We start from the raw sequence: 13,878 nt of genomic DNA on the forward strand, positions 1-13,878 counted from the left end.
TTTTTACTCCAGCTTTTTATTATCCCATGTTATTTATATTAAGGATGAGTCTATTCGCTAGCGTCTCTACAACTAACTCCCAGTTAATTAGGTTAAATATTATGCGAGTTTCTACTACTGCTATTTTTACTTTAGCTACTTTAGCTGCTGGCAATGTTACTCAGCAAGCAACGGCTGCACCTGCTAAAAACGTTACTCCAACTGCAAAAGCTGATAACTTGGTGGTACCGATAATTGAAGACACTCCCGCACGGGTAGAGACAATTGCTTCCCCAGAAACTATAGTTGCACAGCAATTTTCCCAAAATCCCGTCGCCGTGCAAACAGGTGCAAACAAAAATTCCCCAGTAGTCTTAAAATCAGCAGACAAGGGAAATTCATCAGTAACACTCCCTCCCACTCCCTCTTTTTCACCTTCATCCCCCAAAGCTCGTGCTACTGAAAGCAATTTAGTTGTCACAGCTACAGATGTACAGGTGGTGGGAGCCAATCAAGAATTACAGCAAATCATTCGCCAGGTAATTAAAACTCAGGTGGGTGGAGAAACCAGTCAAAGCCAGCTACAAAGAGATGTAACAGCAATTTTAAATACAGGTTTATTTAGTACTGTGAGTGTGAATAGCTTTAGCACACAGGCTGGATTGAATGTAGTATACCAAGTTCAACCGATGATTGTGCGATCGCTGCAATTATCTGGTGCTAAAGTACTTACCTATCAAGTCGCCCAACAACGTTTGCAATCTCAGATTGGAACCACTATTAGTCCCAGCGGACTGCAACAAGCAGTAGCACAAATTAACAAGTGGTACGCCGACAATGGTTATAACTTAGCACGGGTGTTATCAATTAAACCTAGTTCTCAAGGCATTCTCACTGTGAATGTTGCTGAAGGTTTGGTAAGTGATATCAAGTTTCGCTTTGTCAACGATGAAGGTAAAACCGTAGATAGCAAGGGTAATCCCGTTGGAGGACGCACCAAAGCAGATTTCTTACAACAACAACTCAAGTTGAAACCCGGTCAAATTTTCCAAGAAAATGTCGTTAAACAAGACATTCAACAGCTATATCGTACTGGTTTATTTGAAACTGTCAATGTTGCCTTAGAAGGAGATGCGACAAAACTTGATTTAGTCTACCAACTCAAAGAAACTGGGGCACGTGGTGTTAACTTGGGTGGTAGCTACAATGCCGATCAAGGATTGGTAGGTACAATCAACTATCAAGATCAGAATGTCGGCGGTGTGAATGATACTTTCGGTGTGAATGTTGGGGTAAGTAGTCGAGACTTGCAGTTTAATACCAAATTTACCAGTCCTTATCGGACAACTAACCCCGATCGCTTCGGCTACACTGTAAATGGTTTTCGTAGTCAGGAACTTTCGGAAACCTTTGATGACAAGATTAAGCTAGCTAACGGCGACAAAGTGCGAGAAGGTCAAATTGGCGGTGGTGTCAGCTTGCAGCGACCAATTGATGACTGGAATACCTCATTAGGATTAAACTATACCCGAACTAGTATTCGCGATCGCCAAGGTAATATTACCCCAACTGACGTTCAGGGCAATTCTTTGTCTGCGAGTGGAACTGGTATTGATGACCTAACTACCGTATCGTTCACCGCCACCAAAGACCAACGAGATAATCCCCTCAATCCAACTCAAGGTTCCGTTTTGAGTCTGAGTACAGAACAATCTGTACCCATCGGTGAAGGTAATATTTCCCTCAATCGCCTCAAAGCTAATTACAGCCAATATTTACCAGTACAGCTATTTAACAGTAAACAGCCACAAGTATTTGCGGTGAATGTTCAAGCCGGTACCGTCCTTGGGAATTTACCGCCCTACGAAAGTTTTAACTTGGGTGGTTCCAACTCAGTGCGCGGCTACGATTCTGGAGAAGTTGGCAGTGGTCGCAGTTATGTATTAGCTTCCGCAGAATATCGTTTTCCCGTCTTACCAATCGTCGGCGGTGTATTGTTTGCCGACTTCGCCTCAGATTTAGGTTCTGGTGATACTGTATTAGGAGATCCGGCAGGTGTACGAGATAAACCAGGTTATGGTTTTGGTTATGGGGCGGGAGTGCGATTAAATTCACCACTAGGCTTAATTCGGGCTGACTATGGCATTAACGACCAGGGAGAAAGCAAAGTGCATCTAGGAATTGGGCAGCGATTTTAATTTGAGTTAAAGCGTTGCTGAGAAGGTCATATCCAGAAATTAAATATGCGTTATCCAGAACCCTTGTAGAGACATAGCAGTGCTATGTCTCTACATTTTTTTCACTCATATCTCTATTAGCGATCGCCTTTGAAAATGACTTTTATAAATTGGCCAATTTATTACACAATATTTAATAGTATATAAATTTCAATAATCAAAGGAAAAAAGCTATTGTCACGTTTTCACGAGACATTAATTTTTTAATAGCGCTAGTCATGCAGAATATAAAAAAATATTATAAGTAATAGCATGGAAAAAAGTGTTATTAATGCCAGCCTTTCTACTCAGAACCTAACCTTTCGTCCAGGTGATACTCCTGTATCATTTGAGGTAACTGTCAATAATGACAGCGATCGCTTTGTCAATTTTCAGATAGAAATTACCGCAGCCGGAGAAATCCGCAACACAGGATATCGCTGGTATAGACTCGAACCAGAGGTAGCGGCAGCCAAGCCACCAGGCAGTAGTACCATCTTCCAAGTTTTCGTCTTCAATACACCCATTCCGGGATTTGTTGGTACTGTCAACCTGATGGTAAATATTTTTTCACCGCAATTAGCACAACAGTCTAGACTTGTGCTACGCCTGAAAATCGAGCGAGACAACAGACCCACACATTTAAGTGTAGAACTGCCTGTACGAGAGTTCCAAGTTTATCCCCGCAATTCTGTCGATATACCAGTACGGGTGCGGAACTTGGGACAACAACCAACTGAGGTAATGCTGCGTTTTACAGGCGTCGATTCGTCTTGGCTGGCTGGCAGTGCAGAACGCCGATTACCCTTAGATCCGGGTGGTTTAGCAGAAGCTACATTCCAATGCCAACCTCCTTCTGTAGTGCAAGCGCCCAGTCAAAATTATCCTTTTACTATTGAAGCTGTTAGCAATAATGGTTATCCAACTAATGCTGAAGGCAATATTGAAGTTTTGCCAGTGGGTTTTATAGACTTTACTACCACAGAAAAATACCTAAAAATTCCCAGTAAATCGGCATGGTTGCCTGACTGGAAATCTGATACAGCTTCCTTTGAATTACTATTTAAAAATGCTAGCAACCTCAATCAACAAATTAATGTGCAGGTGCAGGGTAGAGACTGGCGAAAATGTAGTTTTAAAAAGCTTCCTGAAACTGCCAATCTTCATCTAGGAGAGACAAGTAAAGTCATTCTCGATGTTAAAACAAAACGTCCTTGGATTGGAATCGGTAAAACTTTGTTGCTGGAGGCTAAATCGGAATTATCCGACCAACGTTTAGGAAGTACAGACCCAGCCACGCAGACATTAGAAGTAAAGACTCTGCCAATTATACCTTTATGGCTACAATTAGCTGCGATCGCACTATTAGCCGCACTCCTCGCATTAATCTTGCAACCAAGAGGTGTAATGCATACACGTTCTGTCAACTCAGTGCGTTTTAGTGGCATTGGTTTATCTGTGGTCAGTGGCTCAGATGATTGCACCTTAAGGCTTTGGAGAATTGGTGCTGATAGCTTAAACCCTGATGATACGGTGACATACGCTGGACAGCCCCTTGCTTGCGATCAACCGCAACAGCCCAAAGGCTTGATGGCCATTACCGATGACGCTGTACAAGTCTTGCGCTTCATGCCGTTACAAAATAATCGTGTTGCTGTTGGTTTAGATAATGGTGTAATTGAACTTAGAGATGTCCCTTCAGGTGCCAAGATTAGCCAACTTCAAGACCTTAAAGATCCTAAAGCAAAAGGCGATCGCGTTTTTGACCTAGCTTTTACCTCAAACTCACTTAACTTATTCAGTGGGTATGGCAGTGGTAAAGTTAGGGTGTGGTCAAGACCAGCACCTAACAGCGATTTTTTGCCAGAACCGCAAGTTATTGACGTACAAAGTAGATTGAAACTCTCAGGTTTCCAAGTCCGGGCATTAAATCTCAGCCCAGATGCACAAACTCTAGTAATTGCTGGAAACTTTAAGCGTTTTATATTGTGGCAATGGAATCAAACTCAATCTGATAAACAATCCTCAAGTTTATCAGTACAAAATCTAGAAAAACTAGACCCATTAGTTGGACCTGAAGACTTTATTTGGGGATTAGCTTTTGTTCCTAACTCAACAGGAAGAATCCTCGCAACTTCTGATTCTGCGGGATTTATTACGATTTGGGATTTAAATCAGTGTCAAACTATCAAAAATCTGAATCCGCTAGAAAAAGTAAATGAACTTAATTGTTCACAACTAGACCGTTGGTCAGCATCAAAAACATCTGTGCGGACTCTAGCATTTAGTGACGATGGTAGTCTCTTAGTAAGTGGTGGCGATGATGGACGAGTCTTAGTTTGGTACTTAACTCCCGAACACAAGCTCGACAAAACAAAAGCAGCAGAAGGTAAACAAATTTACAAAAGCTCTAAAAAAATCAATAGTATCGATTTGAAAACTAATCAAGGAACCATGATTGTGAGTGGTGATGAAGATTTTCAGGTCAAATTACACCGCATCAAATAAGGGAATCAATGACATGCAAGCTAAATTCAATCCACTGCAAGTTATTATCAACCCACCTGGAATTCAATTTGGGATGCCAGGAGATACGATTGAACTCTATATTGTTGTAATCAATCAGGGAGATCAGAGTGCGGTTATTGACTTATATTTTGTTTTTGACGAAGTATTTCAAAATTTAACTGGCTGGTCTAGTTCTCCTAGAGAAAGTTTAGCATTAGCTCCAGGTCAAAATAGCGACGAAGTAAGATTTGAGTTTCAAATTGCTGCAAATGCTCTCCCAGGAACCTATGACTATACCCTAGTCGTAGATTCCCCTCTACATTATCCCCAAGATACTCCCATAACTTTCGCAAACCAAATTAAGGTTCTGCTAAAAGAACAGACCGCAATTCGGGTGAACGACCCGACATTTTCCATTAGACCTAACACCAACCCCAATAAACCGTTAATTTTCAATCCTAGTGAACCTCTGCAAGTGGAGGTAATAGTTGACAACCGCTCTTCTCTCGTAGACAGATTCTGCTTGAGTTGCCCAGATTTAGACGATGACTGGTTCACAATTAATTATCCTGCAACTGGATTTGAGGGGCCAGGATTAGTGTCTGACGTGACTGCACTAGAACTCAATCCTGGTACTCAAGGTCAAATATTATTGAAATTTCACCCACCTGGGGATACTCTTGCGGGAAGCTATTCGCCGACAATCCGCTTGTATTCAGAAAACTCTCCAGACTTAGTACTGCTGGATTTGGTGTATATCCAAATTCCGACAAATTATCGCTTAGAGATAGAACTTAATACCATCTTGGGACAAGTTAGCCGGAGTCTTGGCAAGTACGAATTATCACTAGCGAACCAGGGAAATATTGTCCGCGAACTGATATTAAACCTAAAAAGTCGAGACGAAGAAGAACTATATACTTACAAATTTGATCCCACGGAAGTAAGATTATTACCTAATAGAAGTGCTGTAGCCGATTTGACGCTCAAACCTAAACCTTGGTGGCGACGACCGTGGTTTGGTGCAGGGCTAGTGGTCAACTTTCAACTCGACATCAAAGATAAACAAAGTTTACCACTACCTAACACATTGCCTCAAGGAACTTTGGTATGGAAACCTCGTCCTTGGTGGCAATTTCTTCTATTAATTTTGGCAATGTTGGGGTTATTAGGAGGGATAGGATTTATAATTTGGCGAATTTTAAACCCCGATCCTTTAAGATTAGAAAGTTTTAGTGCAAATGACTCTCAAATAACTGAAGGTGATGAAGTAGCTTTAAACTGGGAAATTCACCACTATAAACAGTTAAAAAAGTTAGTTTTGACGGCTAAAGGTTCCCAGCCTATTCAGCCTATTATTTATGACTTTAGCAATGGCATTCCTGAAACACTGGGTAAAGCAAGCGCTAATCAAATACCTCCTTGTCAGGTGCAAGATAAACAAGAGCTAATTTGTAGCAACGTTAAAACTGGAGTTAAAACAAAAGGGAATTACACTTTTGAGTTACAAGCTTTTTATCGCAATGGTATACAAATATTTTCTCCTAATAACAAATTAGCTAGCCAAACCACCCAAGTAGAAATAGCTGAAAAACAAATTGCTGAAGTACTTAGTTTTCAACCAGATAAACCAGTGTATACAAAAGGTCAAAATATTCTTTTAAGCTGGGCAATTGCCCGTCCATTATTGTTAGCGCAAATTCAAATCGCTGGCAGCGCAGATGATGGTACATTATATAGCGAGGCAATTACTTATAAATTTAATCAAGGTAATATTACCGACCCGAAACTTCAAAAGCTATGTACACAACAGAATCAACAATTGCGATGTACAAATATTCCTCTTTTAGCAACTAAAGCCGGAAATTTTGTATTTCAAATCAAAGCCTTTCCTAATAATGGAAGCCAAAAAACTAGTTTTAAAAAGACTGAATCGAAAATTGGAATATTACCAAAACCATTTAAAATTGTCTCTTTTAGAATCAACGGTAGCGAACAACCAAATCTGGTTCTCAAGGAAGGTGAATCTGCTACCCTGAGTTGGAGAGTAGAGGGAGAAAATATTCAGGTTAAACTTCTACCATACGGCAATGACGTTCCAGCAGTTGGTTCAATGAAGCTTCCAGTCAATCAAGCCTTCCCCCCTCAAATCGGACTTCTAGTAAATGATATATCTGGTAAGCAACAATCCCAGCAAAGAGGATTTGCAATTACAGTCCTCAAAAAAGTAGAGCCTACTCCTATACCTGGCATTAACCCAATTCCACCTACTCTGCCACCAAGCAATAGCCCATTTAAGACTCCTTTACCTCTGAGGTAACTTTTTGGGCATTTGCTAGCTCAATTCCTGGTTTTATGAAAAGCTCTGCGTCTGCGCCCATTTTCAAGCTGAGGTTTTCGCAACGGTACTACCTCAGCTTCACTACTCTCACGTGCTACCCGAATCAACAACCCAGCAGCTATTAAGCTGGCAATCATAGAATTACCACCATAACTAAACATGGGCAAAGGTAAGCCAGTAGTCGGAAGAGAACCTGTAGCAACACCGATGTGGAGCAATGATTGTCCTACCATCAAACTTGTCACGCCGATCGCGACTAATCTATTTACTATATTTTTAGCCTTTAGTGCCACAACTAATCCGAGAGTAGCGAATGTAGCTAAAAGTACCAACAACACCATACTGCCAACAAAGCCAAACTCTTCAGCGAACACCGCAAAAATAAAATCGGTATCTTGAATTGGTAAATAAAACAGCTTTTGTTGAGAAAGCCCATATCCAGCTCCCCAAGTTTTACCAGAACCCACAGCTAGTAGACTTTGCACCAACTGGTAGCCATCTCCTGTAGCATCCGCCCAAGGATTGAGGAATGACATCACCCGCTTACGCTGATACTCTTTAATACTAATACTGAGTAGTGCCAACATTACTCCACCAATTGCTGTTCCTCCCAGGTACTTGTAAGGTAAGCCAGCTGCTAGAGCAATTAGCCAGATAGTCATGCCGCAAAGTGCGGTTGTACTCAAGTTAGGCTGGGCAAGAATTCCTAAAAGTACCAGACCAAAAACACCCAACCACGCGAAGCGAACCCGCCAACTAATTCGTTCCCACTGACCAAAAAGCCGCGCACTTTGCAACACCAAAAAGGGTTTAATTAGTTCTGAAGGTTGAATCGGAATTGGCCCGATCGCAATCCAACGTGCTGCATCAAAAGCCTTTTTTCCCAATCCTGGGATCAGTGTGACAAAAATTAACCCCAAAAACAGCAACAAAAACCAATGGGATAGTCCTAAAATTTTCTGCAATGGCGAATTAACAATAATATTGAATCCGATTAAGGAAACTAAGACCCAAAGCAGTTGACGCTTAAAGTAGTACAACCCATCATTCTGACGGGCATCAGCGACAGGATATGATGCTGAAAATAGCATGATCAAGCCGACGAACAGCCAAATCAACGTTAACCAGCGCAACAACCGCGCTTCTAATGCCCAGTTAGAGACTGAACTATCAAAAATTGGAATCAGGCGGCGTAGATTCACGATCGGTACAGGTAAAAAGTTAGAAATTAGGAGTTAAAAATAAAACTCATAAATCATAACTTATAACTCATAAGTAGGCTTTGCAACCATAAATCTTAGAGTTGTTAACTTCAATACACCACTAGTTCAATATTTCTGACAAATTGCAATCTCTACTCTGTAAAAAAAAGTAGCATTTTATACTAAAAACTAGAATTGCTATAGTTAAGAGCGATCGCTCGAAAATTGACTTACTTAAAGTATTTATTTTATTAAACTTAATGATTTGATGCAATTAAGTGATTGTTTGTTCATAGATAGGGGAATTTCAATCCAGAATTCAGTTCCTTGCCCAGGTTCTGATACGCATCGTAGTGTTCCCCCATGTTTTTCAACTACAATCTGATAGCTAATTGATAAACCTAATCCTGTACCCTTACCGACTGGCTTAGTTGTGAAAAATGGATCAAACAGTCGTTCCTTAACTGCTTCTGTTATTCCTGAACCATTATCGGCAATTCGGATTACACAGTTCGTTTCGATGATTTCCGTAGTAATTGTAATTATATTAGGATTAGCATGAATTTCTGCGATCGCGCGTCTACTATCATAATTATCGAGCGCATCGATTGCATTACTGATAATATTCATGAATACTTGATTGAGTTGGCCAGCGTAGCAATCTACTAAAGGTAAATCTCCATAATTTTTCACTACTTTGATCCCAGGATGATCGACACTATCTTTGAAGCGACTTTGTAAAATCAGCAAAGTACTATCCAGTCCCTGATGAATATCAACTCTTTTCTTCTCCGCCTCATCGAGACGAGAGAAATTCCGCAGAGATAAGACAATTTCAGAGATTCGTTCGGCTCCTACTTCCATCGAATTTAGGATTTTGGGCAAATCATCTAGTAAAAAATCTAACTCAATTTCCTTAATGTATTTTTGAATATCTGACACAGGATTGTCATAAAATTGCTGGTAAAGATGCACAAGGTTCAGCAAACACTGTGTATAATCTTTTGCATATTTCAAATTACCATAAATAAAATTAACCGGGTTGTTAATTTCGTGAGCAACTCCTGCAACTAACTGCCCTAAACTGGACATTTTCTCAGCTTGGACTAATTGAGCTTGAGTTTGTTGTAGCTCCCGGAGGGATTTTTCCAATTTTTTAGACTGAGCCTCAGCAATTTCTGCCAAATTCTCCTTGATTTGTAGCGCACTCCGTAGTTGTGCCCTTTGCTGTTTCAGTTCACTTGTTAACTTTTTGGCATCAGCCAAAGCAGTATTCTGAGCTTGTAGCAGAAACAGGAAATCAACAATAGGATCGTGAATTGCAAAGTCTTTGAGTTTAATACCCAGAGGAGCGAGGCTAGTTGTATCTGTAATCCAGGGAGAACCTAAAAAAAATATCACCTCCTCCTCTGGTTGATACATCATCTGACCCTTGAGATGCATTCCATTGTGGAGAAACTCTAATATAAACAGGGCACGAGACTGTTTACTGATAACATCAAAATCGACCAAAATTTTTGGACGATTGATTTGGAAATGCTGCTCAATCAATTTACCAACTAATGGTTCAGGACAAATGCGCCCGTAGACATCACCAGCTTGTACAATTTCCCGATTACAGTTAAAGGCAAAGTGGAAAGGAAAAGCTTTCGCCAGCAACTCTGGCGAAAGTGTAAGGTGAGGAGGAGCCATGCTACTGCACTCAATTTGGTTTATAAATCACTAAAAATTCATCATGTTCAGCACCTTCATCTCGATTTTGGGTTTGGGTAATATGAACTTTTGTATCAAACCTGCTTCCCAATCCCTTGACTAGTCCAAGAATCATTGGCGTTAACCCTTCTCTATCAGAGCGATAATGTAAGCTCAGAGAATTTTCTTCTATATCAGTACACTCAAATGATGGGGGTTGGAGTTTAGGAAAACTAACTCCTACACGAGCATGAAGATTATCAAGGTTTTCTAAAAACTCAGGGAGTTCATCTCCACTCATATCCATCAATTCGCCATAGCCTTCTTGAGCAGTGTACTGAACCCAAAATTCCCCAAAGGCTTGCATAATCTCTGAGGAAGATAAACCGAGAATGACACTAGCAGCTTTTACCAGCTTGTGGGTGATGTCATCAGGATAGCCTTCCATACTGAGGAAAACATCTACATCCACCTCTGCTTTGTGCTTGATTGTTTTCCAAGTATCTTCGCCAAAGCGACTGCACACCATGTCTTGAATCGCCTTGTTCACTAATCCGTACATGGAAGCCTCCTCTTGCTGCACCTAATTTTACTTTGTGAATTTGCGCAAAACTCGACAATTAATTCCTTAAAAGGCTTGTTTAAATGAGAAGATTTTCTACAATCAAACCTTAAAATTTTTTATTACAGCCTTAAAAACCGAAAAAATAGGGAAAACTGTTTGTATTTTAATGCTACAAATACTAATTGTTACAACCGTATTTTCACTTATTCGTTTTACCAAGCAGGCTTTGAGGGTTTATAGTAAAGACTTTGTGCTTAAAAAATAAGGACTAAAGTCCTTACTACAAACTTACTCATCCATTAATTTAAGCTTGACAGATTAACTACAGGGATTCATCAAAAGGCAGCCATGAATCAGGATACAAGCTATATTTAGAGATTTGACGCTGAATACCGTTAAAAAATTGAAGGCGGGCATCCATAGCTTCGGAAATAGCTAGCTTTATCTTAATATCTTCTTCATTCATGGTAATCTGAGGTTCAATCACTGCCGCTAGCTTCGCTGCATGACTATCATCCACATCAATATGGACTTCAAAAAAGATCAGCGATTCTTTGGGTAAAGGAGTAGCGCCAACAATTCCTTTGTATAGTTGCGTGTACAGTGAACTAACAATCCCTTCGGAAGCATAACAAACGGCACCGAGTGCAGCTAAATAGCCGTACTTATGTGGCATCTGCAAGTAGGTTTCAATAAGGGCACGAGTTTCAGGTGCAGTGGGTAGTGATGCCAGAGTTTCGTCGTGAATACCAAGTGCACGGGTAAATTTACGAAACAATTCTGGGTGGGACTGAGTTATATCTCCCTGTCCCATTTCGTCAAATAGGTTTTCCAAGATGACTAACTGACTAGTTTCATCTTGGCAGCAAGACAAGATGCTAGCCAAAATACGATTAAATTCTTTAGAGAATTTGTACATCTGGACAGCTAGTACCTGTACGTCTGGTAAAAATAAATTTCCAGTCTGACAGCGCATTAGAAACTCATGATTCCATAGAGGATGATTAATCGTTATTTCACGGAAGGAATTTCTAACTAAAGAAGATGTCTGTGTCATCGTAATATTTGTAGGGCTAGATGAAGGGGTTGGTCAAGTAACGGGCTAAAAAATGATTCATCTATTGCGATATGTTCTGGAGTTACACGCAATTCTTGTAAGGTTGGCATCGTATTGAAGCCAGCAAATTTAAGAGCATTAAAGTAATCCTCAAGAGTTTTATGAATCAATTGCACATTTAGCCAGGAGCCATCTCGTTTCCAAATACGACCAGGAAACTGCCGATCTCGCTTGCTGAAATAGCCTGTACCTTCAATTTGAAAATAAAACGGATATGCTGCCTCCCGCATATATGGAAAAGATGGATGAGGAACGCTAAATACAAATCGACCACCCGGACGAAGAATGCGCGCAACTTCTGCCATGCATTCTTGAGTCTGAGCAATTGTCAAATAGTTAAATAAAAATACTGCAACAACTAAGTCAATTTCGCCATCATCAAACTGCTTGAGATTGGTAGCACAACCTACTTCATAGCTAATACCCAATCCATCTTCTACTTCTTGCAATTGTGCTGCTGCAATCATGCCTTGGGAAAGGTCTATTCCATGTACCCATGCAGCGCCACGTCGCCTTAGTTCTCGACTGCAATAACCTTCTCCACAACCTATATCAAGTACTCGCAACCTAGCAACAGACTGACAAAGGTCTAATACAAAAGGGCGGGCTGTAAAGTCTGATAAAGAAGTAGGTTCTCCTCTAATCCATTCTGATGCTGTGCGATTATATAAGTTTTTAGTTGAGTTTTTGTGATTCACATTTGACATTTTTAATTATTTATTTATACTCAAGTTAGACTTATCTTGATCGATTTAGTCTGGCAAAACTGAAATATTTGATGTATATGTTTTAACAATTAATATGTTTGTCTGAGAATGTTGATTTTACTAGTTTTATATTTTTTGTTTAAAAACTATTATTTTCCAAGGAAAAACTCTCCTCATCATTATTAGCTTGTTAGTTTCTTTAAATATAAGCAGCTAAATTAGATTTAACTTCATAAACTTGAATTATTACTTAGTTAATAGCAACTTCATATATATAGATTTATTTTTTTAGCCTCTAACTTCATCTAGGCTTTACTAATAAAGTTAAAATTAATTCTTTTAATTAAGATAATTAATCACAATAAAACAGTATATTTTACGAAGTATAAAGAGAATAAGATTGTTAATTTGTAATAGTCAGATTCGTTTTCAAAACGGAATGGCTTTGAATGTATGAGTTATTTAGCCGATTTAGAATAACGTTGGAAGAAATGATGTTAGAAGAACTGTTAGCAGAATTACCAGTGCGCGATCGCTTACAATATGAGCGTGCGATGTCTACGACGGGCTACGCCTACGCATTTTCTGAGCTTGGTGATCGGCTCTTTGATGAGCTTGCCGATAAAATTGCTACAAGGCGACAGTACCGACTACTGTTTGAACACACATTAAAGCCTGAGTTATTCCAGCAAATCAGAATTGCTGCTGCGGGTTATATTTCAGTGTGTCTGAATAGTCCCATCATTCTTTCGGAAGCTGAAATGCTTGAACGACTACTGGAAGCAAGAAGTACTTTGCCTAACTACACCGGCACTGGTCTTTTGATGCCCAAGCGAGAACATACTCTGGCATTTAACCTCTTTCAAAAAAGCGTCGCAGAGGCTTTCTACCAACTAGGAGCGAATGACCTGATTGATGCAGTGGATTTACCAGTAAATCTCCGCATGGTCTATGGTAAGACTGACGCGAAGAAGTTGGGTTTGCCCTTTGCTAGCTCAAAATGCCACAGTGATGTCTGGGCAGGTGTTGCTGCTGATGCAACTGTAGTGGTTCTACCATTATTTGGCGACATCGATAATATCACTATCGAAGCAGGTGAAATGCCCCGCGAAATGGAACTACAGTCTATGCAAGTGATGTCAGACTTTGACGAAGGTCGGGATATTCCGATGGTTGTCTCCTACACAGAAGCACAACTACAACACGGCACAATGTACTTTAATGATGCCCGTGGATTGCATCAAACAGTAAGAAGGAAAACTGAAGGTCTAAGAATTTCAGTAGATTTCCGGTTCCGCAGGAAATTCAATGAAGCTTACCGGGCAATGGTCGCACATAATATTGGTGGTATTGAAGAAGATATGAGCGTGCCATATCAAGACTGGCTGAAGGTTGGGAAAGAAACGCTAATTGTGTTTGATGAAACTGTTGAACACACTAAGAATAGACAGAATCCTGATGGTCCAGTTCCACTTTATACTCGCGGGTATCGCCTTTTAAATATGTTTAACTTTTGATTTGCAAAAATCTAAGCCATAAAAAAGAGGTCTT

At 40.1% G+C, this 13,878-nt stretch carries 9 protein-coding genes; 4 read left to right on the top strand and 5 right to left on the bottom strand.

All coding sequences use genetic code 11. The annotated features are described in order from the left end of the window. The first annotated feature begins 101 nt into the window (after nt 1–101). From HWQ42_RS32680 to HWQ42_RS32690, 3 genes are all read left to right on the top strand, one after another. Entirely contained in the window at nt 102–2,177 is a 2,076-nt protein-coding gene (locus HWQ42_RS32680) for an outer membrane protein assembly factor (RefSeq protein ID WP_292819611.1), read from the top strand. 291 nt (nt 2,178–2,468) lie between these two features. Then, on the top strand, nt 2,469–4,703 hold the full coding sequence (locus HWQ42_RS32685; protein WP_292819545.1) for a hypothetical protein: 2,235 nt from the start codon (nt 2,469–2,471) through the stop codon (nt 4,701–4,703). Between the two features lie 13 nt (nt 4,704–4,716). Beyond that, complete coding sequence (locus tag HWQ42_RS32690) at nt 4,717–7,023, top strand: hypothetical protein (protein WP_292819548.1); 2,307 nt, start codon at nt 4,717–4,719, stop codon at nt 7,021–7,023. Nucleotides 7,024–7,043: 20 nt separating this feature from the next. On the opposite strand, the gene HWQ42_RS32695 is transcribed toward HWQ42_RS32690, so the two are convergent. The 5 genes from HWQ42_RS32695 to HWQ42_RS32715 form a co-directional block, all read right to left on the bottom strand. Further along, nucleotides 7,044–8,246, bottom strand: a complete 1,203-nt coding sequence (locus HWQ42_RS32695; RefSeq protein WP_292819551.1) for an FtsW/RodA/SpoVE family cell cycle protein — start codon at nt 8,244–8,246, stop codon at nt 7,044–7,046. A gap of 243 nt (nt 8,247–8,489) precedes the next feature. Further along, nucleotides 8,490–9,938 (bottom strand): ATP-binding protein, encoded by a 1,449-nt coding sequence (locus HWQ42_RS32700; RefSeq protein WP_292819554.1) that lies wholly within the window; start codon nt 9,936–9,938, stop codon nt 8,490–8,492. A gap of 10 nt (nt 9,939–9,948) precedes the next feature. Next, nucleotides 9,949–10,500: a heme NO-binding domain-containing protein gene (locus HWQ42_RS32705; RefSeq protein ID WP_292819557.1), complete on the bottom strand. Its 552-nt coding sequence runs from the start codon at nt 10,498–10,500 to the stop codon at nt 9,949–9,951. 325 nt (nt 10,501–10,825) lie between these two features. Continuing rightward, a complete protein-coding gene (locus HWQ42_RS32710; protein WP_292819560.1) occupies nt 10,826–11,560 on the bottom strand; it encodes an iron-containing redox enzyme family protein in 735 nt (244 codons plus the stop codon). Beyond that, complete coding sequence (locus tag HWQ42_RS32715; RefSeq protein ID WP_292819562.1) at nt 11,557–12,327, bottom strand: class I SAM-dependent methyltransferase; 771 nt, start codon at nt 12,325–12,327, stop codon at nt 11,557–11,559. The genes HWQ42_RS32710 and HWQ42_RS32715 overlap by 4 nt, the downstream gene beginning before the upstream one ends. Nucleotides 12,328–12,818: 491 nt before the next feature. On the opposite strand from HWQ42_RS32715, the gene HWQ42_RS32720 reads away from it, so the two are divergent. After that, nucleotides 12,819–13,844, top strand: a complete 1,026-nt coding sequence (locus HWQ42_RS32720) for a hypothetical protein (protein WP_292819565.1) — start codon at nt 12,819–12,821, stop codon at nt 13,842–13,844. The last annotated feature ends 34 nt before the right edge of the window (nt 13,845–13,878 follow it).

The sequence above is a fragment of the Nostoc sp. JL23 genome, from assembly GCF_017115065.1.
In the GTDB taxonomy this organism is placed as follows: Bacteria; Cyanobacteriota; Cyanobacteriia; order Cyanobacteriales; family Nostocaceae; genus Nostoc; species Nostoc punctiforme_A.